This window comes from Methylovulum psychrotolerans, from assembly GCF_002209385.1.
Taxonomy (GTDB): Bacteria; Pseudomonadota; Gammaproteobacteria; order Methylococcales; family Methylomonadaceae; genus Methylovulum; species Methylovulum psychrotolerans.
This window is the reverse complement of the sequence record NZ_CP022129.1, coordinates 2,334,026-2,359,038: the sequence shown is the minus strand read 5'-3', so window position 1 is coordinate 2,359,038 and position 25,013 is coordinate 2,334,026. Positions and strand designations below refer to the sequence as shown.

Genomic DNA, 25,013 nt, shown 5'->3' with positions numbered 1-25,013 from the left:
ATTTGAGGTAAATGCAGGTTTATCCGCTATTGGCCGCCTCGCATCATTCCTCAACCGATAGCACTGCACTGGACACCCTACCTTGCCCTAAGCGCACAGCCAGTTTATCGCCGACCTTAAGCTGTTGGCTGGAGCGGATAATCTCGCCGGATTCGGCGGCACTGACCAGGGCGTAGCCCCTGCTTAAGGTTGCCAACGGGCTGACCGCATGTAAGGTTTGGCTGGTCGCCGCCAAGCGTTGCCTAAAGCCCGTCAGTTTATGCGCCATAGCCTGAGCCAACCGTTGTTGCAAATACTGCTGGCGTTGGCCTAATTGGCGGATTTTTGCCGCCGGATGGTGTTGCCATAACCGGGCTTGTTTCGCTTCCAGCCAATGCCGATGCCCACGCAACGTTGCCGCCATGACTTGGTTTAGGCGCATATCCAATTCATCCAAGCGCTGGGCATTACGCGCCAGCCGTTGCCCCGGCTGTTGCTGTTGCAGGCGTTGTGCCAGCCAAGCCAAGCGTTGCTGCTGCTGGCCAATTTTGCGGCGCATCAGTTGCTGCAAGCGTTGTTCGGTATCGGCAAACTGCGCCAACCAGACTTGCCCGTCCGGCACAACGTGTTCGGCGGCGGCCGAAGGGGTCGGCGCACGGAGATCGGCGACAAAATCGGCAATGGTAAAATCAGTCTCATGGCCGACCGCCGAAATCACCGGCAGACGGCTGGCAAAAATCGCCCGCGCCACCCGCTCTTCATTAAACGCCCATAAATCTTCCAAAGAACCGCCGCCGCGCCCGACGATCAGCACATCACAGCGCCCGTCGGCATTAGCGGTCGCCAAGGCTTGGGCAAGCTCGTATTGGGCATTGTCGCCCTGTACCGAAACGGGATAAATAAGCACCGCCACCGCCGGAAAGCGCCGCTTCAACACGCTCAGAATATCCCTGACCGCCGCGCCGCTAGGCGATGTTATCACCCCAACAGTGCTGGGTAAGGCAGGTAAAGCCTGTTTATGGCGGGCATCAAACAAGCCTTCGTCCGCCAATTTGCGTTTAAGCGCGGCAAACGCCTGTTGGAGTTCGCCTTCACCGGCTGGCTCCAGACTTTCGACAATCAATTGATAATCGCCACGCGGCTCATACAAACTGACTTGCGCTTTTACGCGTACCTGCTTACCGTTTTCCGGCCTGACCTTTACGCCGCGCTGGGAATTTTTAAACATCGCACAGCGCACCTGCGCTTGGGCATCTTTTAACGAAAAATACCAATGCCCAGAAGAAGGCGTGCTTAAATTAGAAATCTCCCCAGCCACCCATACCGAGCAAAAATGCTCACTCAGCAATTGCCCGGCGGCACGGTTGAGTTGGGAGACGGTTAGGGTGGCAGAGGCTTCGGTAGGGTAGGGCATAGATTAAGCTATTTTATTGCGGACTTAGTGTTTGTTAAATCCTAACCAAGCTGAAAACGGTTAAACATAATCCGCCACGAAGGACACGAAGAGGCTAACTGAAAACGTCGTGTCCTCTTCGTGATGAATGATCTTTAAGTCATAGGTTTAGGTGCTATAGGTTGCATTAGGCACAACCATTGATTAGCCATAAACCGGAAACCTAGCGCAAAGCTCGGCGACCCGGCTCTGTACAGAGGCAATCACCGTTTCATCGTCCAGGTTTTCCATCACATCACACATCATGTGGGCAATTTCGGTCACTTCGGCTTCTTTAAAGCCACGGGTGGTGGGGGCGGGGGTGCCGACGCGGATGCCGCTGGTGACGAAAGGCGATTGCGGGTCATTGGGTACGGCATTTTTGTTGACGGTGATATGGGCTCGGCCTAAAGCGGCATCGGCAGCTTTGCCGGTAATGCCTTTAGAAACCAAGGACACCAGCATCAGATGGTTATCAGTACCGCCGGACACCACATCAAAGCCGCGTTCCATAAACACCGCCGCCATGGCTTGGGCATTGGTGATGACTTGTTGTTGGTAGGCTTTAAATTCCGGTTCCATCGCTTCCTTAAAGGCCACGGCTTTGGCGGCGATGACGTGCATGGAGGGGCCGCCTTGGATGCCGGGGAAAATGTTCGAGTCGATTTTTTTCTCCAGATCCGGGTTACTACGGCAAACAATCAAGCCGCCGCGTGGGCCGCGTAAGGATTTGTGCGTGGTGCTGGTGACGGCATCGGCAAAAGGCACGGGGTTGGGGTATAAACCCGCCGCGACCAGACCTGCGACATGTGCCATATCGACGACAAAATAAGCCCCGACTTTATCGGCAATATCGCGGAAGCGTTGCCAATCCCAAATTCTGGAATAGGCGGAAAAGCCCGCAACCAATACTTTCGGCTTATGCTCCAAGGCTAAAGCTTCGACTTGCTCATAATCAATCTCGCCAGTGTCGGCATCAAGCCCATATTGCACCGCGTTGTAGAGTTTGCCGGAAAAATTCGGTTTTGCCCCATGGGTTAAATGGCCGCCACTGGCTAGGCTTAAACCGAGAAGGGTATCGCCCGGCTGCATCATCGCCATAAATACGGCCATATTGGCTTGTGAGCCAGAATGGGCTTGAACGTTGGCATAGTCTGCGCCAAATAACGCCTTGGCGCGGTCAATAGCGAGCTGTTCGGCTTTATCGACAAATTCGCAGCCGCCGTAATAACGTTTGCCAGGATAACCTTCGGCGTATTTATTGGTCAGTTGTGACCCTAACGCTTCCATCACCCGTGGGCTGGCATAGTTTTCTGAAGCGATCAGCTCAATATGGTCTTCTTGGCGCTGGCGCTCTTCTTCCATAGCGTTAAATAAGTCATCGTCAAAGCCTTGGATGGACATGGATTTATTAAACATGGTATCTCCTGATTGTGGGTTGTTCGGTAAGGGGCATAACGCTAAGAAACGTACATGAAATAAAGTCGGCGTTCTATTACGCCTCAGCGTGTTAAACCCCACCCCAGCCCTCCCCTTGGCAGGGGAGGGAGCTTATGGCTTCCCCGTCGTACAAGCAAAAATTAGGGAAAAAGCCCCTCCCCCTGACAAGGGGGAGGCTGGGAGGGGGTTGCTGTACTTTCGATTTTATTTCATGCACCTTCCTAAACAGCGGCGGGTATCAGTAATAGGACTTGCAGGTCGGCGACATTAGTGCCTGTCGCGCCAGTGACCAACAAGTCGCCGGCGCGTTGTAAAGCTGGGTAGGAATCGTTATTTGCCAAGTGGGCCGCTGCCGAGTCTGGGCTTATCATACGGCTTATTGTGCCTGCGTCAACCAAGCCCCCGGCCGCGTCGGTCGGGCCGTCGCGGCCATCAGTGCCGCCGCTTAGGAAAGCCCATTGGCCACCTAAACCTTGTTGTTGTGCGGCCAGGGCAAATGCTAAGGCCATTTCTTGGTTACGCCCGCCACGCCCGTTGCCTTGTAAGGTGACGGTGGTTTCGCCGCCCGCCACTAACGCCACAGGCTGCTGTAGGGTTTTGGCGTACGTCACCCAATCCTTGGCAACTGTGCGGGCTTCGCCGCATAAATGGCCGCTGTACAACTGGCTAGGATAGCCTAGTCGCCGTGCCGTCTGAAGCATGGCATTGACGCTGAGGGCATTGCTGCCAACTAAGGTTTGGTTGTTACGCGAAAAAATCGTGCCATTCGCTTTGGGGGTTTCGGCGATAGCACCCTGTACCCCTTGGTGCAAATGCTGTTGCACGGCGGCGGGGATTTTGTCCCAAGCCTGTCTGGTTTTTAAAATGGCAACCGCATCGCTATACGTCGTCGGGTCGGCGACTGTAGGGCCGCTGGCAATGGCGCTGAGGTCGTCACCCAACACATCCGATAAAATCAAGGCATGGACATCGGCGGGATAAGCCAGTTTTGCCAAGCCACCACCTTTTAATTGCGACAAATGTTTGCGGACACAGTTAATTTCATTAATGGTCGCGCCGCTCGCCAGCAACACATCGGTGGTGGCGACTTTTTCCGCCAGACTGATGCCGGGTACAGGGTAGGGGATTAAGGCGGAGCCGCCGCCACTGACTAAAACTAACAGCAGTTCGCCTTGCTGGGCATCACTGGCTATCTCGGCAATGCACTGGGCGGCATAAAAGCCTTCGGCATCAGGCAAAGGGTGGCTTGCCCCGACAACTTTAATGGCCGCCAAATCGGTGACGTTTTCATAATTGGTCACGGCAATCGGGTGAGCATCCAGCAAATAGGGGGGAATGCTGTCGTGTGCGGCGCTTGCCATCGCACAGGCCGCTTTGCCGAAGGCAATAAGATGGATTTTTGTCCAGCGGCGGGTGTGCGTGTTGCCGTCATTCAGACGGATGTCCAGCAAGGTGCCGTTAGCCGTCAAACAGCGTTTAACGGCTTGGTAAGGATCGGCGGCGGCAACACCCGCCTGAAAAATAGCTTGGGCGTGTTGCCTTAATTGCGCGGTTAAGGGCATCAGCTATTAAGCCATTTCTTTGGCTAAGGCGAAGATATTTTCGGCATCCAGCACCTGTTTGTTATCAGTAAATAATCGGGCGATACAGGCGCGGTGCAAGGCTAGCTTTAATGCCCCGAAGCCAATTGCTCCCCACATAATTTTACCGTGCCGCATAATGCCTTTGTCCATCATATCCATGCCGCCTATCCCTAACGGCGGTGTGGCATTGGCATCAGCCAGCATTTCCAGGTGTGGGTTATCCTGCCAATGTTCGGGTTTCAGCAATTCAACCCCGGCCGCTCCGGTCGCCAACACAATCTGGGCATCGGCAATGGCGGCGGCGCGGTCTTCATGGCCGAACGCTTCCACAGGGGTCAACTCCACCCCGAACCGCGCCCGCATCGTGTCACAGGCTTGTTCGGCACGCGCTAAGGTCCGCGCCGTTAAGGACACGCTGGCACCTTCTTGGGCGAGCATGACTGCCGCCCGTTGCCCGACCGGGCCAGTACCCGCTAAGACTACGGCTTTTTTGCCTGCCAACGTACCGCTAACCGCCAGTTTGGCGACCGCCGCCGCCGCCGTGGTGTTGCTGCCATTGCTGTCCAGCATGACCGACACTTGAAAACCAGGGAAAAAATGGCTTTGCACGGCGACCAATAAGGTTTGCCCCGCAATCATATCGCTGCCGCCAATAAAAATGGCGGTATTTTTTTTGTCTTTGGGGGCGCGGGTAAAAATGGCGCCTTCCACCAAGGGTTTGACAGTTTCTGGAGTCAGTCCGCCGTAACCGATAACGTGATCGGCACCGCCGTCATAGCCGACCACCGTATCAAAAACGGCCGGGTGCAGATCGGTATCGAACTGAAATAACAACTTTTTCATGATTAACCTGATAAGTCTGTGTGAAAAAAGGTGGGGTTCGGTATTATACGCGATATTGTAACCCTGCTAGGCTGAAGCCAGTTAGGATTTAAAATGGATAATGCGTGATTTTATTCAGCTATGAGTGATACGATTGCAGGAATTGTAGCGATTAGTTTTGGTCAGAAAGGTAGCAGTTAATAATGATAACAATAAAAGCACAGGAACATAGATGAAAACCCCTATCCATATCGCAGTGACCGGAGCCGCCGGACAAATCAGTTATTCTTTGTTATTCCGTTTGGCGGCAGGTTTGCTGTTAGGCCCGGATCAACCCATTGTCTTGCATTTGCTGGAAATTGCCCCGGCAATGCCCATCTTAAAAGGCGTGGTCATGGAACTGCAAGATTGCGCCAGTCCCTTATTGCACCGTATTGTCGTGACAGACGACCCACTGGTGGCGTTTAAAAATGTCGATTACGCGTTTTTGGTCGGTGCGCGGCCGCGCGGGCCGGGTATGCTGCGCAAAGATTTACTGGAAGTCAATGCGGAAATTTTTGCCGTGCAGGGCAGGGCCTTAGATGCCGTGGCCAGCCGGGGTGTCAAAGTGTTGGTGACGGGCAACCCTGCCAATACCAATGCGCTGATTGCCATTAAAAACGCCCCTGGCTTAAAGCCGGAAAACTTTTCCTGCATGAGCCGCTTAGATCATAACCGCGCCATCAGCCACCTGGCGGAAAAATGCGGGGTGCTGGCCACCGACATTAAAAATATGACCGTCTGGGGCAACCATTCCTGCACCCAATACCCGGATCTGCACCATGCCAAAGTCAAAGGCCAAGATGCCTTATCGTTGGTGCCGAAAAAATGGTTTATTGAGGATTTTATCCCCACCGTCCAGCAACGCGGCACGGAAGTGCTGACAGCCAGAGGGCAGTCCAGCGCCGCGTCCGCCGCCAATGCCGCCATCGACCAGATGCGGACGTGGATATTTGGCACCGATACCAGCGATTGGGTCAGCATGGGGATTTTGTCTGACGGCTGCTACGGCATAGAAGCCGGGCTGGTCTTCTCGTATCCGGTCACTGTGCTTAACGGCGAAGTCAGCATTGTTAAAGGCTTGGATATTAACGAGTTTAGCTTGCAACGCTTGCGCGTGTCGGAAGCGGAATTGAAAGAAGAGCGGGACGCGGTCAGATATTTGTTTTAATAGGGCCTAAAGGCAAGTTGCCGTAACGGACTGCGTTAAGGCATGGCTAGGAAATAAGTCAGTCAAACGCTAAAGAATGTAGGATGGTGGAGCGCGGGCATCTTGCCCGCAAGGGCGGGCAAGATGCCCGCGCTCCACCATTGCTCTCTACTGGCTTTTACGCCGATACCAAATGACAAAGCCTGTCACCACCAAGACCAGCGGCAGGCCGAGCAGAAAACCGAAGCCGATGACGGCAACGGCAAGAGACGGCAAGTTTAAGCTTTTGTCGGTCGCCGTTTGGATGGGAATATCAATAAATTCGTCATTTTGCAGTAACCAGTTAATGATGCGCATCCCGACATCCAAATTGCCGACATTGCCCAGATAAGCGTTAGCCAGAAAATCACTGTCGCCGATAGCCACTATCCGTTGCTGTTTTTTATCAACATTACGCGTCAGGGTATAGGCAAACACTTGGCTAGGGTTGGCGGCCGTCGCCGAGACTTGCCCGGCACTTTCCAACAACGGCTTGGCCTGGAAGGAACTGCTTTTATCGGCACTTAAGGCCACCGCCGCCGGATAAACGCTAATCAATTGCAAGCCACGGGTGATCGGGTGGTCGGGGTAAGCGCTGGCAATCACAAAGCTAGGGTCGTCTATGCCATATAGACGGGTGCTGGTGTCGATAATCGCCGTGGGCGCTTGCTGCAAGCCCAGGTTTTTTTGCAAAGCCGCCAGATGCTGGTTGCCCGGTTCGGCCAGCAGCAACAGATTGCCGCCCTTATCGATATACTGACGGAGCATCGCCAGTTCGCCCGGCAACAGCGGCACACTGGGGTCGGCAATCACTAAGGCACCGGAATTGTCGGGAATGGTGGTGACATTCGCCAGATTCAGCGGTAAGGCGGTGATGTTGCGCAAGGCCAATTCTTTGCCGAATTGCCCCCAGGCAAAATTAGCGACACCGTCGGGTGCGCGTTCGCCGTGTCCGGTCAAAAAGCTCACCCAGCGCCGCTCGGCGTGGCTCAGTTGCAGCAACGCATTGCTCAGGGTCGATTCGTCAACAAACTTCAGTTTTTCCGTATGTCCGCGATACTCGACCAGCACCATGCCTTCCGGGCCGATTTCCAATTCACGGGTTTTTTCCGGCTGGCTGTCAGGATCGATAAAACTGAGCGAAAAATTCGCTTTGTGGCGGCTGTAGCGTTCCAGCAATTGGGCAATCTGTAAGCGTACCGGCTGGCCTTTTTTCAGATAGGCCGTAATTTTAACGTCGTCCGGCATGGCCGCCAATAATTTTTGCGAGGCGACCGACAAGGTGTTGCCGGCATGGGCGGTCATATCCCAACGTAGCGGATACAAGGTGCTTAACCAACCGGCTAAGGCCAATAAGCCCAGTATCGCCAAAGTTAACAAACGGTTTTTTAAACGCGGGTAGCGGGTTAGGAATAAGTTCATTTTTGGTAGCGAAGGTTAGCCAAGCTGCGGACACTGAGCAAGAGGAAGCCGCCGATGAACAGCAGAAAATAGCCGACATCAACAGAGCTAAGCAAACCGCTTTGCAGGTTTTGGAAATGCCGTAACAAAGACACATAGTCCAGCCAAGCGCTGCGCGTGTCGCGCATCTGCGTCCCCGTGTCAACTAGCCATAACAGCAATAGCAGGCCAAAGCTGCCGATACCCGCAACAATCGGGTGCTGGGCGAGGCAGGATAAATACAGTCCGGCGGCGGTCAGGGCAGCTACCAGCAACAGTAAGGCCAAAACATTGGAAAACAGTTTGCCCATATCCAATTCGCCGCCTAATAATAGCGATAAGGGCATAATAGTGATTAATAAGACCACCACCGCCAATAGCCCAAAACAGCCTAAAAATTTGCCGATGATAATCTCACTATTGGCAAGCGGCGCCGACAACAACAGCGGCAAGGTTTTGTTGCGGCGTTCTTCGGCAACTAAGCGCATAGTCAGCAGCGGTACGACCAGTAACAAAATAATGGCGGCATTGCCGAACAGCGGCGGCACCACAATATCGGTCAGGCCGGGACCGCTGGGGATGGCCGACAATTTAGGCTGCAACACCATGAAAGTCTCCACTTGTTTTAGGAACAAATAGCCCAATATTAGCTGCAATACCGCCAAAATGCTCCACGCAATCGGGGAGATGAACAGGGTCTTAAATTCGCGTGTGGCGATGGTCAAGATCATGGCCGTTTATCCTCGGTCAGGCTGATAAAAATATCTTCCATCGATTTTTTCAAGGGGGTGAGTTCCTGTAATTCCCACCCGGCGGCGATAATGGCCGCAGTCAGGGCTTGGCTGGGGTTGGCGCTGAGCCGATAATGGATGTGCAAATGCGTGGCGGTTAAGGCTTCAATGCGCAGTACGCCAGGGATGGTGGCTAAGCTGTCGGTATCGGGGGCAAGCCGGGTGGCCACTTGCAAAATGCCCGTGTCCATAAATTGTGCCAGTCCGGCAATGCTTTCATGCAGGATAAGTTGCCCTTGGTGGATGATTTGCACATGGGTACAGGAGTCCTGTACTTCACTGAGGATATGTGTCGAGAGGATAACCCCGTGGCTTTGCCCCAACTCACGGATTAAGGCGCGGATTTCGCGGATTTGTAAGGGGTCTAAACCGACGGTAGGCTCGTCGAGAATAATCACGTCAGGGTTATGCAAAATGGCTTGGGCGATGCCTAAGCGCTGTTGGAAACCTTTAGACAATTGCCCGATCAGCCGCCGTTTGACTTCCAGAAGGCCGCAGCGTTCTTGGGCTTGGCTAATGGCGGGCAATAACGCGGTTTTGCTGAGGCCGTGCAGTTGTCCGCAATAGTGTAAATATTCCTGTACAGTCAGGTCTTTGTAGAGTGGCGGGGTATCGGGCAAATAACCCAGGCTTTGTTTGGCGGTTTTTGCATTTGCCGACAAATCAACACCATTGATTTTAATGCTGCCGGAACTGGGGGTCAGTAAGCCGCAGAGCATTTGCATGGTCGTGGTCTTGCCCGCACCGTTAGGGCCTAAAAAGCCCAGCACTTCGCCGCGTTTAAGGGTAAAACTCACATCTTTAACAGCACACTGTTTGCCGTAATAACGGTAAAGATGTTCGGCCTCTATCAATAAGGTCATGGGGCTTATACCTGAGTTAACAATTTCTCTAATTCGGCTTGGATTTTTTTCCGGTAAAACAAAAATTTCCAACGGGTACCGCCGCATTGCCGCCATAAGATAACGGAGCGGATGCCCGCCAACAAGCACGCGCGGATTTTATCGGCAGTATGGGTATTGGTCAAATAATGGCTATCGCCGTTGACCATGATTCTGGGTTGCAATTTGCTGATAGTGTTGCTGTAAATATCGGCAAGGTTGGCAATGACATTTTCATGCAGCAAACCGAAATGGCCGGCTTGTATCTGGGCTTTTTCAACGCCTGTCGTGATAATTCTGAGCGATTTGGGTTGTTTGGACAATTGGTTTTCCAAAAACACTAATGACGCGGAATAACGCGCCTGTTCGGCATTGGCGATTTTATAGTTGGTCATTTGCTGTTGTAGTTGCACTAGCCCCAAATGAAGCCCCGCCAAGCTACCATAAACGTCAAGCACCGTATCGGTATCTATTTTTAACACACTGCCTATACTCGCCTCCATAGCGGTGGCATCGGCGGTTCCGGTGGTGGCTAGCTGCTGCACCAAAGCGGCGGCTTGGGCGACTCCGGCTAGCGCGATAGTCTGGTGGGTGATGGTTTGTAATTGCATAGTTATTGCTATGGTTGGGGAGGGTTGCTATCGTATCAAGAATAAACGCCGCTGTTCAATTTAGTTTAGCGGATAAAGGGCGTAATATAGGCCATGCTAAGAACTTTATAGCTTACAGTTGGCAATTGTCCATAAAAATAACAATAAATCATCATTGGAGAAAGAAATCATGCGTGAATCGGTCATATTAAAAGTAACTGGCATGAAATGTGGCGGCTGTGAAGCCAATGTGACCCATAAGCTGAATGATATTGATGGCGTGGTCTACATTAAGGCTTCCAGCCAAGAGCAACAAGTGCAAGTTGATTTTAATGCTGAAAAAACCACGCTTGCCGCGATTAAAGATGCCATTACCAATGCGGGTTATACCGTTGTCTCCCTTTAAGTCCGGCATTAGGTGACCCATGAATACTGAAGAACATAACGATGCTATGCGCCTGTCTATTGCGGGTATGCGTTGTGCGGGCTGTGTCAGTGCCGTGGAAGGCGCTTTAGCGGTAGTGCCTGGCGTTACGGCGGTCAGCGTTAATTTTGCTGACCATTCGGCTTCGGTCAGCGGTTCAGCGGATGCTGGGTTATTGACTGAAGCGGTCAGGCAGGCGGGTTACGATGCCGCCGTGATGGAGGGGCTTGAAGACTTGAGCGCCCAAGAGCAGCAAGAGGCTGTCCGTTATCGGCAGTTGCTGAACAAAGCCATGGTGGCGGGCGGTTTTGGGCTGTTATTAATGTTGGGCGACCATTGGCAATGGTTACCCGCCATAGGCTCATCGGCGGGCTTATGGTTGTGGCCGGAACTGGCCTTAATCAGCTTAGGCATTATGGCCTATTCCGGTTGGCATTTTTATAGCGGGGCGGTTAAGTCTTTGCAGTTGGGGCAAGCCAATATGGACACCCTGATTGCCTTAGGTACGGGGTCGGCTTGGCTGTATTCCTGTGTGGTCATTGATTACCATGCGGTGTTGCCGTCACTGGCAAAGTACGCCTATTTTGAAGCGGCGGTGGTTATTTTAGCCTTCATTAATTTGGGTACGGCCTTGGAAACCCGCGCTAGAGGCAAAACCTCTGGGGCAATCCGCCAGTTAATCGGTTTGCAGCCGCGCACCGCACGAGTGCTGCGGGACGGCGCGGAAATTGACATTGCCATAGAGCTGGTCGGTTTGGGCGAAACGGTACGGGTTCGGCCAGGTGAGAAAATCCCCGTGGACGGGCTGTTGCTCTCAGGCCACTCGACGGTTGACGAATCTATGTTGACGGGCGAGCCACTACCTGTGGAAAAAGCCGTCGCCTCTAAAGTGGTGGCCGGCACGGTTAACCAATCCGGTAGCTTTTTGTTTACCGCCACCCACATAGGCCGAGACACGGCTTTAGCGCAAATCATTAAAAGCGTCCGCCAAGCGCAAAACAGCAAACCCGATATTGCCCGTTTGGCGGATAAAATATCCGGTGTTTTCGTGCCGGTCGTTATCGGTATCGCTGTGCTGACTTTTCTGGTCTGGTGGTCGTTCGGGCCAGCCCCGTCATTAGGCTATGCGTTTGTCACCTCAATGACGGTGTTGGTCATTGCTTGTCCTTGCGCCTTAGGTTTGGCGACACCGATTTCGGTCATGGTGGCGGTCGGGCGGGCGGCGCAAGCGGGCATCTTGATCCGTAACGGCGACGCATTGCAAATGGCGGGCAAACTGACCTGTCTGGTGGTCGATAAGACCGGCACAGTGACGGAAGGCAAGCCGACCGTCGCCGTGATTGAACCGATGGCCGACTTGGACGCAAACGCCGTGCTGCAATTGGCGGCGAGTATTGAAGCGGCTTCCGAGCATCCTTTAGCGGCAAGCATCTTGGCTGCTGCCAAACAAAAACAGTTGCCCCTTAAAACCGTCAGCGATTTTGCCGCCATTACAGGTTTAGGTGTCAGCGCAATCTGTGAAGGCCAACGCCTGTTGTTCGGCAATAAGGCGTTAATGGATAAGGAAGGCGTTAAATTTACCCGCTATAATAACAAATTGGAAAAATTGTCGGCATTAGGGCAAACCCCGATGTTATTGGCGGTAGATGATAAGATTGTCGGCATGATCGCCGTCGCCGACGCGCTGAAAAAAGACTCCCAAGCTGCGGTCACGCAATTGAAAAGCTTGGGTATCCGCATTATTATGGTGACTGGCGATAACCAGATCACCGCCCATGCCATTGCCAAACAGGCGGGCATTGCCGAAGTCAATGCGCAAGTGTTGCCGCAGGATAAGGCGGCTTTAATTAAGGCCTTGCAAGAGCGCGGCGAAATTGTCGGCATGGTTGGGGATGGGATTAACGATGCGCCCGCCTTAGCACAGGCCGATGTCGGCTTAGCGATAGGTACAGGTACCGATGTCGCGATAGAAAGCGCCGATGTGGTGATCTTACAAGGCTCCTTGTTGAAAGTGCCGGAAACCATCGCCTTATCGAAAGCCACCGTCGCCAACATCCGGCAAAACTTAGTGGGGGCGTTTTTTTACAATGTCCTCAGTATTCCCGTCGCCGCCGGATTGTTGTATCCTGTTTTCGGCATTCTGTTAAATCCTATGATTGCAGGGGCGGCAATGGCTATGTCGTCATTGACCGTTGTCACCAATGCCAACCGCTTACGTTGGATGAAGTGGTAAGCAAGACGGGCTGTGTGCGCTAACACGGCCCCTCTTATTAAAACCCAATATCAGATGTACCGTCACCCCCCTATGAGCAAGCCGCTAGATGTCTGCCCTGAATGTGATTTGCTGCTAAAGCCTGTGCAGTCGGCCATCGGGACAAAAGTCGATTGTCCGCGTTGCGGTTATTTACTGCATAGGCCGCGCCCCCAAAGTATTGAGCGAGTTTTGGCCCTATCCGTCGCCGGTTTGATTTTGGTGCTCCCCGCCAATCTTTTGCCGCTGATCGGCATCCGTTTTATGGGCAACAGCAACGAAAGCACCCTCTGGGCGGGTACGGTCGGACTATTTGCCGAAGGTCTATGGTTGGTGGCCCTATTAGTGTTTCTGGCAAGCATCTTTGTACCGTTGCTGAACATTACCTTGGCCTTTCTGGTCAGCCTGCACCTTTACCTGAAACGCCCGCATCCCCATCTCGCACATTGGTTGCGCTGGTGGCAACATTTGGAGGAATGGGCGATGCTGGAAGTGTATATGCTGGGCATTATCGTCGCTTGCGTTAAACTTTCGGACACCGCCGATGTGCAGTTTGGTTTTGGCCTATATGCTTTTATCGCCTTGTTGCTGGTCAATGTCATGTTAGCAACCAGCTTAGACAGTTATTTGTTTTGGCAAAGCATCGCCGACTTAGACAAAAAAACCCATGAAAACCCATGAAAACCCCTGAGCAAACCGCCTTAGCCCAACATTTGCTACGTTGCCCTATTTGCGGCCATCTGTGCAAACTGCTCAACCGCCGCCACGCCCGTTTATGCCCGCTCTGCGGGGAGCCGTTGCATGTCCGCAGGCCACATAGCCTGCAACAAACCTGGGCCTTATTGCTCAGTAGCTATGTGCTGTACATCCCCGCCAACATTTTCCCGATTATGACCGTCACCCAACTCGGTATGACCGAACGGCACACCATTATCGGTGGCATTATCGCCTTGGTGGAAAAAGACATGGCACCTATTGCGGTGCTGGTTTTCATAGCCAGCATCGTCGTACCGCTGTTAAAATTAATCGGGCTGAGCTTATTACTGCTCAATGTCCAACTACGTTGGCAAGCCCGGCCACATTTATGGATGCGCATTTATCGCCTGATTGTGTTTGTTGGGCGTTGGTCTATGTTAGATATTTTTATGATTTCCATTCTGGTTGCCGTGGTCGATTTAAGCGGCGGCGTTTCACAAGTGATCGCAGGTTCGGCGGCAACGGCTTTTGCGGCGGTAGTGGTGTTGACCATGCTGGCGGCAAAAAGCTTTGACCCGCGTCTGATCTGGGATAAGCAGCATAAGCTATGAACGATTTTATTGACCCCGATGCGTATCAGGCCGAAGAGCCTGTCATTGATAAAAAACTCCGTTTCCCTTTGGTGTGGTTGTTACCGCTGATTGCCCTGCTTATCAGCGGTTGGCTGATTTATAAATCGGTCGCCGCCAAAGGCCCGACAATCACCATCAGCTTTCCTAATGCCGACGGCTTGGAAGTGGACAAAACCAAAATCAAATTCCTGAATGTCGAAGTCGGCAAAGTGACCGATATTACCATCAGCGACGATCTGCAAACTATCCAAGTGAGCGCCCAAATGCACAGTGAGGCGGAGCGTTATCTGAAAGAACAGACCAGTTTTTGGGTGGTCAGGCCGCAAGTCGGCTTAGGGGGCGTGTCGGGTTTGGGTACATTGTTATCAGGGCCTTATATTGAAGTGAAGCCCGGCGATGGCGGCGACCAAACACACTTTGTCGGCCTAGTTGCCCCGCCATTACTGAAAACCAATGCCGAAGGGCGGCAATTTGTTTTGGAAACCAATAACCTGGGTTCCTTACATGCGGGGACGCCGATCAGTTTTCATGGCATCAGTGTCGGTGAAGTGCTTAGTCATGAATTGTCCACTGCCGCCGATGCCATTAAGCTAAAAGTGTTCATCAATAAACCTTACGATCAGTTTGTCAGAAAAAACACCCGCTTTTGGATGGATAGCGGCGTGGATTTGTCCGCCAGTGCCGACGGCTTTAAAGTCCGCACGGGCCCGCTGATTTCCTTATTGAGCGGCGGCATTGCTTTCCGCACGTCTGTTTATGATAAGGCCGGCGATGTGCAACCGGAGAACAGCGAATTTACTCTATACGACAATTATGAGCAGTCCGAAGAAGTCTTTTCCGGCGACACCCTAAAATACGTCATGTACTTTAACGGTTCCGTGCGCGGCCTGACCGAAGGTGCGCCCGTACAGTTGCGCGGTATCCCTATCGGCAAAGTGTCCCATATCAAACTGGAACTGGATGAAAAAACTGCCGAAATCCGCATTCCGGTTACTGTAGAGCTGCAACCTAACCGTATTGAGACGGTCAATAATTTGCCGGACATCAGCCATAAAGACATTATGGAAGAATTGGTTAAAAAAGGCTTACGCGCCCAATTGCAAACCGGCAGTTTATTAACCGGACAACTGCTGATTGATTTGGATTTTCACCCCAAAAATAAAATTAGCCTGACCAGCAACAATTCCAGTATCTATCCTGAGTTTCCGACCATACCCAGTTCTTTAGACCAATTTACCCATTCTGCCCAAACCATTATGGATAAAATCGCTAAATTGCCTTTGGAAGAATTGACCGAAGAAACGACGAAAACGATGCAGACCTTGCAAACGACGTCAAAAGCGGCCACCGATACCTTGGTCGGCGCTAAAGATACGTTGTCCGGTGTTAAAGAGACATTGGTCAATGCCGATAAGACTATCGCTGCCGCGCACCAGTTATTAAATTCATTGGAGCCGGGCTCTACAACCCATTATGAATTAGATAGGCTATTGCAAGAGTTTTCCCAAACCGCCAGTTCGGTCAAACAGTTAGCCGACTATTTGCAACAACATCCAGACACCTTAATTCGCGGGAAAAAGGCCGATTGATCATGATAAAAAAATCTCTAGCGTTATTGGCTATGCTACTGGCCGGGTGCGCTTCGACCCCGGCGACGCATTTTTATGTCTTGGAAGCGGTTAGCCAACCTGCCGCACCCACCGTTAAGGATATGAAAAAACGCCTGATCGGTGTCGGCCCCATTACCCTGCCGCCCCTATTAGACCGTAAACAAATAGTCACCCGCACTCTGATGAACGGAATTGACGTGGCGGAATTCCATCAATGGGCCGCCCCGCTAAAAGATAATGTCTTAGATGTGCTGACCCAAAACCTGACCCAATTACAACCGGAAAATTTTATTAGGCCCTATCCGTGGAGCGCTTACGGCACGGTCAATTATCGGGTGCTGGTGGACATCACCCGCTTTGATACCCGTCCGGGCATTGCGGTTAATTTTGAAGCGACGTGGGCAATTATGGATGAAAGTAACCACAAAATCATTGATAATGGCCGTAGTAAAATTAGCCATGCGTTGATCGACACCTCGTATCCGGCTAGCGTACACGCGCTCAGCCAAGTATTGGGGCAGTTTTGCTCGGAATTGTCGGTAGCTTTGCAGAAACTGTAAGCTAAAGGGAGATATTGGTTTGGGCAGCCACTTTTTTATGTCCCTTAGCCAACGCTTGTTCTTGCTTATGCAGCGATGTCCCCCAGAATTCCTCTAAGGTTGGCCCGTCTGCTAAGGGCTTAATCCGGCACAGAAAGGCTTTAATTTCATGTAACCATACCCGTCTGCCCATGCGGGTATACCAGCGCATGGCATGGCGGAATTCTGCATCATAACCAAAAATAAGCCGCAAGATAGCTTTAGGACGGGCCTGCATGACCAGTTCAATCGTTTTTGCCCATAAAAACACCCGCCATGCCGGCACTTGTGTGGTGGCTAAGACTTGGTGCTTGTAATCCCATTTACGCGTATCGGTTTGGATGACTTTTCGGCTGGCGACCGTGGGAAAATAGGGTGTCCAACGGTGCGGGGTCACATAAACCAATTGGATTTGGTCAGGATCGTAGGCCAACAAAAATTGTAATGAGCGCCAATAATTGCGGTCGGTCTCTTCTTCGAAACCGATAACGTAAGTCGCCATAGAAATGATGCCGTGCTGACGGAGCAAGCGGATAGCCTCCTTGTCCTCGGTTATAGTCGTGCCTTTTTTGATGGTTTGCAAGGTTTCTGCATCATAGCCTTCAATGCCCAGCAAAAAACGGATGACCCCAGCTTTTTTGTATAAATGTAAAATGTCCGCGTCCCTGACAATATCGCCCGCGCGGGTCGAGCCTACCAGCGTTAAGTTGACATCTTCGGCAATCAACGCCTCAAGAAAAGTCCGCCATGCTTTTTTCGAGCCGGTCGGCAACTCATCAGCAAAGTTAATCAGCTGAACACCCTGTTCCCGATGCAGTCTGGCCAGTTCTTTGGCGAATTTTACCGGATCCCGATGCCGCCATTGTGTCCAAAAGCCGCGCTGGCCGCAATAACTGCATAAATAAGGGCAACCCCGCGAAAATTGCACTACCACCGCCCGTCGGTGGCCCCAATACGAATAGCGGCTATGGTCAATCAGCTCCCAGCCCACACGGAACGCATCCAAATCTTTGAGCATTTCCGCAGGCGGCGTGCCGACAGTTTTACCCGCTTTCCTAAAGGCAATGCCTTTCACGGTTTCCAGATCGGTTTTTGCCAGTAATGCCTGAACTAATAAAACGGTTGTGCGTTCACCTTCGCCGCGCACGATGTAATCGATTTGCGGGTTACCGTCCAGCACATCTTGCCAATGGTAAGTCGGAAACACGCCACCGTAAATTATTTGGATGGCGGGCAGGGCGGCTTTAGCCAAGGCCGCAATCTGCATGATGGTCTCATGTGCTGACGTGGAACCCGAATGCCCCATCAGCAGCAAATCCGGTTGCACGGCTTTAATCTGTCCGGTAATCGCCGCTAATGGCAGCGGGCCGAATTCGGCATCTAACAATGTGACATTAAAGCCCGCATCTAGCAGTGGCCCGCCAACACTCAGTAAACCCAGGGGCGGCAACTGCTCTTTGGGGATACGGCTGCCTATCGCTGTATGGGGTGGGTTAACCAGCAGTATTTTATAAGGGTTACTATTCATCGTCTGCTCGCTTAGATGTGTTGCGCAAGGATTATCGCTAAAGCAATAACTAGCAGATATACCGTTTTGATAAAGGGCTTCGTAGCGGGGAAAGGCTCCCACCCAATGGCATGGGCAAGGAACCCTGACGGCCTATGCCGCCAGGGAGGTGTGGTTTAACCCCTCAACGCCTTCAAAACCGCCTGCATGGTCGCATTGGCATCGCCAAACAACATGCGGGTGTTTTCTAAGACAAACAGCGGGTTGCCTACGCCGGCATAACCGGAGGCCATGCTGCGTTTGAGGACGATGGTGGTTTTGCCTTTCCAGCATTCCAATACGGGCATTCCGGCTATCGGGCTGTTTGGGTCGTCTAGGGCCGAGGGGTTAACGATGTCGTTGGCACCGATGACGATGGAGACATCGACATTGGCAAAATCGTCGTTAATCTCTTCCATTTCAAACACGATGTCATAAGGTACTTTGGCTTCTGCCAAGAGTACGTTCATGTGGCCGGGCATACGTCCGGCGACCGGATGGATACCGAAGCGGACTTTTTTGCCTTTCTCACGCAACAGTTTGGTGATTTCGTAGACGGTGTGCTGGGCTTGGGCGACGGCCATGCCGTAACCGGGGATGATCATGATATTTTTAGCATCCAGCAACAGTTGTGCGGTTTCGTCGGCATCAATCGGCTGCACGTCGCCTTCGATCACCGCCGCTGCACCGCCTGAGGCGGTACCAAAGCCACCCGCGATAACGCTGAGGAAGTTACGGTTCATGGCATGGCACATGATATAGCTCAGGATTGCCCCGCTGCTGCCGACTAGCGCGCCAGTGACGATCAGCAAATCATTGCTTAACATAAAGCCGGTCGCCGCCGCCGCCCAGCCGGAATAGCTGTTGAGCATGGACACGACCACTGGCATATCGGCCCCGCCTATTGCCATAACCATGTGTACCCCAAAAACCAAGGCAATGACGGTCATGATCAACAAGGGCAACGCGCCGTTATGGTTAAGGAACTGCATCGGCAAGCTGCCGCCGCCCTCTTCGGTTTGTCCCAGGAATTGGGCGCCGAGTATGAACACGGCAACCAACAACAGCAGGTTAAACCAGTGGCGGCCAGGCAGTAACAGCGGTTTGCCGCTGATTTTTTCGCTCAGCTTGCAAAAGGCGATCACTGAACCCGAAAAGGTGACGGCACCAATGAGGATGCCGATATAAATTTCGATTTCATGGATGGTTTTTTCAACCCCTTCCAAGCCGCTGGCGCTGTCCATAAAGTTGGCGAAACCGACCAGTACCGCCGCCATGCCGACTAAGCTGTGCATGATGGCGACCAGCTCAGGCATTTGTGTCATGGCGACTTTAGCGGCCAACATAGAGCCGATTGTGCCGCCGATTAATATCGCAATGATTAAGATAGGATAAGCCGAAATGCTCACCGCCCCGCTTAAGGCGGTGGCGATAATGGCAATCGCCATACCTGCCATGCCGTAATAATTGCCGCGTCGGGCGGTTTCTTGGTTGCTTAAACCGCTTAAGCTCAGAATGAACAGAATGGCGGCAATAATGTAAGACATTGTAACTAAACTATGGGACATTTCGCTTCTCCGCTTATTTTCTGAACATGTCTAACATGCGGCGCGTGACCAAAAAGCCCCCACCGATGTTGATGGAGGCAATCAAGATCGCCAAACCCGCCAGTAAGCCGACTGCGGGTGACGATACTTGGACAATCGCGCCAATGACGATAATGCCGCTGATGGCATTGGTGACGCTCATTAAAGGCGTATGTAGGGAGGGCGAAACATTCCAGATAACTTGATAGCCGACAAAACAGGCCAAAACAAACACCGTAAAATGGGTCATGAACGATTCGGGCGCGACCGCCCCGATACCGAACAAGGCCAAGCCGCCGATGAGTAACGGTAACAGTTGCTTCAGCACAGAAGGTGGAGCGGGCGGGGCTTTAATAACCGCTTCGGCTACCGCCGCAGGTTTTGCCGCCGCGACGGAGAGAGTCGGGGGGGGCGGTGGCCAAGTGATTTTACCTTCTTTAATGACGGTTGCACCCCGGATGACCTCATCCTCCATATTGACGTTAATAACGCCATTCTTGCCCGGGCACAGCTCGGTCAATAAGTGCCGCAAATTGGTGGCGTACAGTTGGCTGGATTGGTTGGCTAAGCGGCTGGGCAAATTGGTGTAGCCAATAATAGTAACATCATGGGCTACCGTCACTTTGTCTTTCTCGGTCAATTCGCAGTTGCCGCCCTGTTCTGCCGCCAAATCGACAATGACGCTACCCGCTCTCATGGATTGCACCATCTCGGCGGTAATCAGTTTAGGGGCGGGTTTACCGGGGATCAACGCCGTAGTGACGATAATATCGACTTCTTTGGCCTGTTCGGCAAATAAGGCCATTTCGGCGGCGATAAATTCCGGTGACATGGTTTTGGCATAACCGCCAACCCCCGCGCCTTCTTCCTTAAAATCGAGCATTAAAAATTCCGCATCCATGCTTTCGATTTGCTCTTTCACTTCGGGACGGGTATCAAAGGCCCTAACAATCGCCCCCATGCTTTTCGCCGTACCGATTGCCGCCAAACCGGCGACCCCGGCACCAATAACTAAGACCTTAGCGGGGGGGACTTTACCCGCTGCGGTAATTTGCCCGGTAAAAAAGCGGCCAAAATGCTGGGCGGCTTCGATAATCGCCCGGTAGCCGGCAATATTGGCCATAGAGCTGAGCGCGTCCATTTTTTGGGCGCGGGACATGCGCGGTACGCTGTCCATTGCCAGCACAGTGGCGTTTTTATCCGCTAAGGTTTGCATCAACTCGGCGTTTTGGGCAGGCCAGATAAAGCTGATCAGCGTCTGGCCTTCATGCAAGGCCGTCAGTTCATCTATTCCTAAGCGCGGACGGCGTTCAGGGGCACGGACTTTCATGACAATATCGGCATCCTGCCATAAGGTTTTCTGGTCAACCACGGCCACACCTGCCGCTTGATAAGCTTCATCGGAAATGTTGGCGGCTAGCCCCGCCCCACTTTCTATCATGACGCTAAAGCCAAGCTGGATAATCTGGGCGGCGGCTTCCGGGGTCGTAGCGACCCGCTTCTCGCCCCGGTGAATTTCTTTAGGTATACCGATCTTCATACAGTCTCCTGTGAGTTATGTTTAACCAAGGCCAAAGGTTTATGAAAATAGTCAAACCTTCAGCCCTGAGCATAAAAGATTAATGGCGGCTTATCAATGAAAAAAACCGCCTGATGCTTAATCAGTCTAATGGCTTGAGGACAGATGGTACACCTGTTTCTATGCTGTCGCTGGCGGCTTTGTTATAAAACGGCCAGCTTTTTACATGCAGATGTTTCCGAATCGGCGTTTTAATGACCGATACGCACAAGGCGATTGAAAACAGACACCACACCGCCGCATACTCATTCGGGTCATTGGTGGTGACATCGGATATCCAAGGGCCAATCACATAATGGAACGCGACGAACCGCCAAGAGCCGTAAATGACCGGCAAACAGAAAGCGACAAGGATATAGGTGAGGGCATGTAAGCCCCATCGAAAATCAAACAACCAGGTAATCGGATCGGATAACAGGCCATTTAACGGCATGTGCCAGGCGATATGCCATGCACCGTGGGTAGAACACACTTCCGGGCCGCAAAAGCCTTCAATGCCGACATTGCATGTCCCCGCCCAGACGAACGGGTACATTTTTACCAGCATCGCCAAAGAGCCTACGGCACAAATTGTGTACACAGCGGTGCGTATTTTCAGCTTTACCGCTTCGGGAATAAAATACATCGCCACCATATTGACAAAAAACGGCTGGAAGGCGACGTGCAGATAGCCAAACAAGGTGAGTATCTGATTATTCGGATTGTCACACAAATCAATATAGACATAGGTAAATGCCTGTAACAATTCCATTAGGGCGAAATAAGTCAGCGGAATCCATAACTCTTTGGATTCGCCCTTCATAGCAACATAGACAGCGGTACTCAGACCTGCGGCGGCCAAAACGCCTGACGCTTCTCCACTCCAACACATAAAACTTAACCTCTTTATTTATTATTATGTACATACCGCCAGTTCACACAACCTCCAAAGGGTGTGGGCTGCAATAACGGTACTATCCTTTTCTTAAACGGGTATAAAATTCGTTTTGCCCTAGGCTTGTCCGGTTGTGTCAACCCGAAAAGCCCGGCTACCCATTTTAGCGTCTTTAAGGCCTGCCAAACAGTCCGGCATCCAGCAAAACCCTTTTATTCTATTACAAATAAACAGGGATTGATAAATAACTGACGTTACGAAGTAACGTGCTTTACCCCCGTTTGCCGCGCCGAGCATCGCAGGTTTTGTCGGGATCAGCCCGAATACCCATAGGGCATAAAGGGGCGCGGCAAGGATGCCGCGCGTCGGCAGAGGGGCAGGAGCCCCTTCTGCCGACCCCCGACAAAACCGAGAAGCGCAGGATCAAGCGGCAATCGGGCCGCCTTTTCTTTGGATACTTTCTTTTGGCGGAGCAAAAGAAAGTATCTCGCCTTCGGGTGCGAGAACCCGATTAAAAAAACCATCGCGATAGCGACTCATCGCTACATTTTTCAATATCGCAAAAGTGACTGCGTAACATTAGTAAATAACCTCTACCGTTTGCCGCCATTTAAGCCTTCGTCACATTAAAAATGCAAAATCAGTGACTTAACCGATAGAGAGGCTGTTAATGCTAAGCATTAGCCGTTATAATCATCCGTTAACCTCCAACCTGTTGGTGAAAAATGGACATTAAAGACTATATGCAAACGCTGGGCAGTAATGCCAAGCACGCAGGGCGGGTACTCAGCCGCACCGAATCAGGCCAAAAAAACCGCGCCTTACTGGCTATCGCCGACGCGATTGACCACAGCCGCAGTGTCTTGGCGAGCGAAAACCAAAAAGATTTGGCGGCAGGCTTGGCCAATGGCCTGCCCGCCGCCGCGCTGGATAGGCTGGCCTTAACGCCCAAAGCCATTGATGCGATGATCGAAGGCTTAAAGCAAGTTGCCGCCCTACCGGATCCGGTCGGCGAAATCACCGATTTAAGTTACCGTCCCAGCGGCATCCAAGTCGGGCAAATGCGCGTGCCTTTAGGCGTTATCGGTATCATTTACGAATCCCGTCCGAATGTGACGGTGGATGCGGCGGCGTTGTGCCTAAAATCCGGTAACGCCTGCATCTTGCGCGGCGGTTCCGAATCCCTGCATTCCAACCAAGCGATTGCCGCCTGCATTAGCCAAGGCTTACAAGCGGCAGAATTGCCCGACACCGCCGTGCAGATTGTCGCCACCGCCGACCGGGCCGCCGTCGGCGAACTGATCACCATGAACGCCTATGTCGACATTATTGTGCCGCGCGGGGGCAAAAACCTGATTGAGCGTATCAGCCAAGAAGCGACCATTCCGGTCATTAAGCATTTGGACGGCATTTGCCATGTTTATATCGACGACCAAGCCGATATTGCTAAGGCGGTGGCGATTGCCGATAATGCCAAAACCCACCGTTATGGCGTGTGCAATGCCATGGAGACCCTGTTGGTCGCCGAAAGCATCGCCCATCGGGTGTTACCGTTATTGGCGGACATTTTTTTGGCAAAAGGGGTCGAATTGCGGGGCTGCCTAAAAACCTGCTCACTAATTCCCGAATGTAGCCGCGCCACCGAACAGGACTGGCATACCGAATACCTCGCGCCGATTTTGTCTATCCGTATTGTCGATGGCATAGACCAAGCGATGGAGCATATCAGCCACTACAGTTCGCAGCATACCGAAGCCATCGTCACCGAAAACTATACCTTAGCGCGGCGTTTTCTGCGTGAAGTCGATTCCAGCTCAGTTATGGTTAATGCCTCCACCCGTTTTGCCGATGGCTTTGAATACGGCTTGGGCGCGGAAATCGGCATCAGCACCGACAAGTTGCACGCCCGCGGCCCTGTCGGCCTAAAAGGCTTAACCTCATTAAAGTTCATCGTGTTAGGTGACGGGCATATCCGGCAATAATGATAGGTGTGTTAGGCGGGACGTTTAATCCCATCCATTATGCGCACTTGCGCTGTGCCATCGAAGTCAGGGACTTATTCGGTTTGGCGCAAGTGCGGCTAATACCCAACGCCCAGCCGCCGCACCGGCAAGCGCCGCAAGTCAGCCCCGAAAGGCGTGCTGACATGCTGGACTTGGCGTTGGTCGGCCATACTGGCTTAATCTGTGACCGCCGTGAGTTACAACGCCCACAGCCTTCCTTTATGGTCGATACATTGGCCTCGTTGCGCGGCGATTTTCCCGATCAGCCTTTGCTGCTGTTTATCGGCAACGATGCCTTTAACCATCTGGGCGGCTGGCACCGTTGGCAACAGTTGTTCGATTACGCGCATATTGTCGTGATGACCAGACCCGGCAGTACGGCCAAGCGCGTAGAGGGGTTCTTACGGGGTCGCTGTACGCGCAATAGCCAAGACTTATGCGGTGTCTTAGCGGGAAAGCTGTTTTTTCAGGCCGTCACCGCCTTGGACATTTCTGCGACAGCCATCAGAAACTGTATCGCCAGACAGCAAGACCCCAGTTTTTTATTGCCTGATGCGGTTATCGCCTACATCAGGCAACACCAACTTTATCAAGTGCCCGAATAAGCTTCGGGCGCACACTTTTAACGTCAGGAAATTGAATGCAAACAGAAGAATTATTGAAAATCGTCCAAACCGTTTTGGATGACCGCAAAGGTCAACACATCACGACGATAGATGTCAAAGAAAAGACCAGTTTTACCGATTATATGGTATTAGTGACCGGCACCTCCGACCGCCACTTAAAATCCATGTGCGAGCATGTCGCCTCGACCGTGAAAGAACAGGGCTTAACGCCGCTGGGTATGGAAGGTGATTTGGGTTCCGATTGGATTTTATTGGATTTGGGTGATGTGATTGTCCACGCCATGACCGCCCAAACCCGTGAGTTTTACCAATTGGAAAAATTATGGTCGGTCGATGCGCCTAGAGAAAGGGCTTTTGTGGCTGGTTAACGATAAACGGGGCTTAGGGATGGCATGGACTGGCGGGTCAGCAGTATCCTGCCA

General features: G+C 52.3%; 22 protein-coding genes. 10 read left to right on the top strand and 12 right to left on the bottom strand.

All coding sequences use genetic code 11. The annotated features are described in order from the left end of the window. Positions 1-43: 43 nt before the first annotated feature. The 4 genes from xseA to CEK71_RS10730 all read right to left on the bottom strand — a co-directional run bounded on the left by xseA (position 44) and on the right by CEK71_RS10730 (position 5,277). Entirely contained in the window at positions 44-1,393 is a 1,350-nt protein-coding gene (xseA, locus tag CEK71_RS10745; RefSeq protein ID WP_088619381.1) for an exodeoxyribonuclease VII large subunit, read from the bottom strand. Between the two features lie 183 nt (positions 1,394-1,576). Next, a complete protein-coding gene (gene glyA, locus CEK71_RS10740; RefSeq protein ID WP_088619380.1) occupies positions 1,577-2,830 on the bottom strand; it encodes a serine hydroxymethyltransferase in 1,254 nt (417 codons plus the stop codon). 242 nt (positions 2,831-3,072) lie between these two features. Beyond that, positions 3,073-4,413: a glycerate kinase type-2 family protein gene (locus CEK71_RS10735; protein ID WP_088619379.1), complete on the bottom strand. Its 1,341-nt coding sequence runs from the start codon at positions 4,411-4,413 to the stop codon at positions 3,073-3,075. A 6-nt stretch (positions 4,414-4,419) separates the two neighbouring features. Then, positions 4,420-5,277, bottom strand: a complete 858-nt coding sequence (locus CEK71_RS10730; protein WP_088619378.1) for an NADP-dependent methylenetetrahydromethanopterin/methylenetetrahydrofolate dehydrogenase — start codon at positions 5,275-5,277, stop codon at positions 4,420-4,422. Between the two features lie 211 nt (positions 5,278-5,488). Between CEK71_RS10730 and CEK71_RS10725 the strand changes: the two genes are divergently transcribed. Next, the gene (locus CEK71_RS10725) at positions 5,489-6,466 is read left to right on the top strand and encodes a malate dehydrogenase (protein ID WP_088619377.1); all 978 of its coding nucleotides are present in this window, start codon (positions 5,489-5,491) and stop codon (positions 6,464-6,466) included. 147 nt (positions 6,467-6,613) lie between these two features. On the opposite strand, the gene CEK71_RS10720 is transcribed toward CEK71_RS10725, so the two are convergent. The 4 genes from CEK71_RS10720 to hflD are packed head-to-tail and all read right to left on the bottom strand — an operon-like array spanning position 6,614 to position 10,207. Beyond that, on the bottom strand, positions 6,614-7,906 hold the full coding sequence (locus tag CEK71_RS10720; protein WP_088619376.1) for a GldG family protein: 1,293 nt from the start codon (positions 7,904-7,906) through the stop codon (positions 6,614-6,616). After that, positions 7,903-8,655, bottom strand: a complete 753-nt coding sequence (locus tag CEK71_RS10715) for an ABC transporter permease (RefSeq protein WP_088619375.1) — start codon at positions 8,653-8,655, stop codon at positions 7,903-7,905. Before CEK71_RS10715 ends, CEK71_RS10720 begins: the two co-directional genes overlap by 4 nt. Beyond that, positions 8,652-9,578 carry an ABC transporter ATP-binding protein gene (locus CEK71_RS10710; protein ID WP_088619374.1) on the bottom strand — a complete coding sequence of 309 codons (927 nt, stop codon included), beginning with the start codon at positions 9,576-9,578 and terminating at the stop codon, positions 8,652-8,654. The genes CEK71_RS10715 and CEK71_RS10710 overlap by 4 nt, the downstream gene beginning before the upstream one ends. A 5-nt stretch (positions 9,579-9,583) precedes the next feature. Beyond that, positions 9,584-10,207 carry a high frequency lysogenization protein HflD gene (hflD, locus tag CEK71_RS10705; RefSeq protein WP_088619373.1) on the bottom strand — a complete coding sequence of 208 codons (624 nt, stop codon included), beginning with the start codon at positions 10,205-10,207 and terminating at the stop codon, positions 9,584-9,586. Between the two features lie 169 nt (positions 10,208-10,376). Between hflD and CEK71_RS10700 the strand changes: the two genes are divergently transcribed. The 6 genes from CEK71_RS10700 to CEK71_RS10675 all read left to right on the top strand — a co-directional run bounded on the left by CEK71_RS10700 (position 10,377) and on the right by CEK71_RS10675 (position 16,359). Next, positions 10,377-10,592: a heavy-metal-associated domain-containing protein gene (locus CEK71_RS10700; protein WP_088621579.1), complete on the top strand. Its 216-nt coding sequence runs from the start codon at positions 10,377-10,379 to the stop codon at positions 10,590-10,592. 19 nt (positions 10,593-10,611) lie between these two features. Then, positions 10,612-12,843, top strand: coding sequence for a heavy metal translocating P-type ATPase (locus CEK71_RS10695; protein ID WP_088619372.1), 2,232 nt, complete (start codon positions 10,612-10,614; stop codon positions 12,841-12,843). A 72-nt stretch (positions 12,844-12,915) separates the two neighbouring features. Further along, positions 12,916-13,542, top strand: a complete 627-nt coding sequence (locus tag CEK71_RS10690) for a paraquat-inducible protein A (RefSeq protein ID WP_088619371.1) — start codon at positions 12,916-12,918, stop codon at positions 13,540-13,542. Beyond that, on the top strand, positions 13,539-14,168 hold the full coding sequence (locus CEK71_RS10685) for a paraquat-inducible protein A (RefSeq protein ID WP_088619370.1): 630 nt from the start codon (positions 13,539-13,541) through the stop codon (positions 14,166-14,168). The genes CEK71_RS10690 and CEK71_RS10685 overlap by 4 nt, the downstream gene beginning before the upstream one ends. Then, on the top strand, positions 14,165-15,778 hold the full coding sequence (locus CEK71_RS10680) for a PqiB family protein (protein ID WP_088619369.1): 1,614 nt from the start codon (positions 14,165-14,167) through the stop codon (positions 15,776-15,778). The genes CEK71_RS10685 and CEK71_RS10680 overlap by 4 nt, the downstream gene beginning before the upstream one ends. Before the next feature lie 2 nt (positions 15,779-15,780). Continuing rightward, positions 15,781-16,359, top strand: a complete 579-nt coding sequence (locus CEK71_RS10675; RefSeq protein ID WP_088619368.1) for a PqiC family protein — start codon at positions 15,781-15,783, stop codon at positions 16,357-16,359. A gap of 1 nt (position 16,360) precedes the next feature. Here CEK71_RS10675 and bchE read toward each other — a convergent pair whose 3' ends face one another. From bchE to CEK71_RS10655, 4 genes are all read right to left on the bottom strand, one after another. After that, complete coding sequence (gene bchE, locus CEK71_RS10670; RefSeq protein ID WP_088619367.1) at positions 16,361-17,905, bottom strand: magnesium-protoporphyrin IX monomethyl ester anaerobic oxidative cyclase; 1,545 nt, start codon at positions 17,903-17,905, stop codon at positions 16,361-16,363. 155 nt (positions 17,906-18,060) lie between these two features. Then, positions 18,061-19,491, bottom strand: coding sequence for a Re/Si-specific NAD(P)(+) transhydrogenase subunit beta (gene pntB, locus CEK71_RS10665; protein ID WP_088619366.1), 1,431 nt, complete (start codon positions 19,489-19,491; stop codon positions 18,061-18,063). 13 nt (positions 19,492-19,504) lie between these two features. Further along, positions 19,505-21,049: a Re/Si-specific NAD(P)(+) transhydrogenase subunit alpha gene (locus CEK71_RS10660; protein WP_088619365.1), complete on the bottom strand. Its 1,545-nt coding sequence runs from the start codon at positions 21,047-21,049 to the stop codon at positions 19,505-19,507. A gap of 121 nt (positions 21,050-21,170) precedes the next feature. Continuing rightward, a complete protein-coding gene (locus CEK71_RS10655) occupies positions 21,171-21,959 on the bottom strand; it encodes a DUF5765 domain-containing protein (RefSeq protein ID WP_088619364.1) in 789 nt (262 codons plus the stop codon). A 728-nt stretch (positions 21,960-22,687) separates the two neighbouring features. Here CEK71_RS10655 and CEK71_RS10645 point away from each other — a divergent pair. From CEK71_RS10645 to rsfS, 3 genes are read left to right on the top strand one after another with little or no spacing between them, the layout of a single operon-like run. Beyond that, the gene (locus CEK71_RS10645) at positions 22,688-23,944 is read left to right on the top strand and encodes a glutamate-5-semialdehyde dehydrogenase (protein ID WP_088619363.1); all 1,257 of its coding nucleotides are present in this window, start codon (positions 22,688-22,690) and stop codon (positions 23,942-23,944) included. After that, the gene (nadD, locus tag CEK71_RS10640; RefSeq protein WP_088619362.1) at positions 23,944-24,570 is read left to right on the top strand and encodes a nicotinate-nucleotide adenylyltransferase; all 627 of its coding nucleotides are present in this window, start codon (positions 23,944-23,946) and stop codon (positions 24,568-24,570) included. The genes CEK71_RS10645 and nadD overlap by 1 nt, the downstream gene beginning before the upstream one ends. Before the next feature lie 35 nt (positions 24,571-24,605). Further along, entirely contained in the window at positions 24,606-24,959 is a 354-nt protein-coding gene (gene rsfS, locus CEK71_RS10635) for a ribosome silencing factor (RefSeq protein ID WP_088619361.1), read from the top strand. Positions 24,960-25,013 lie beyond the last annotated feature (54 nt).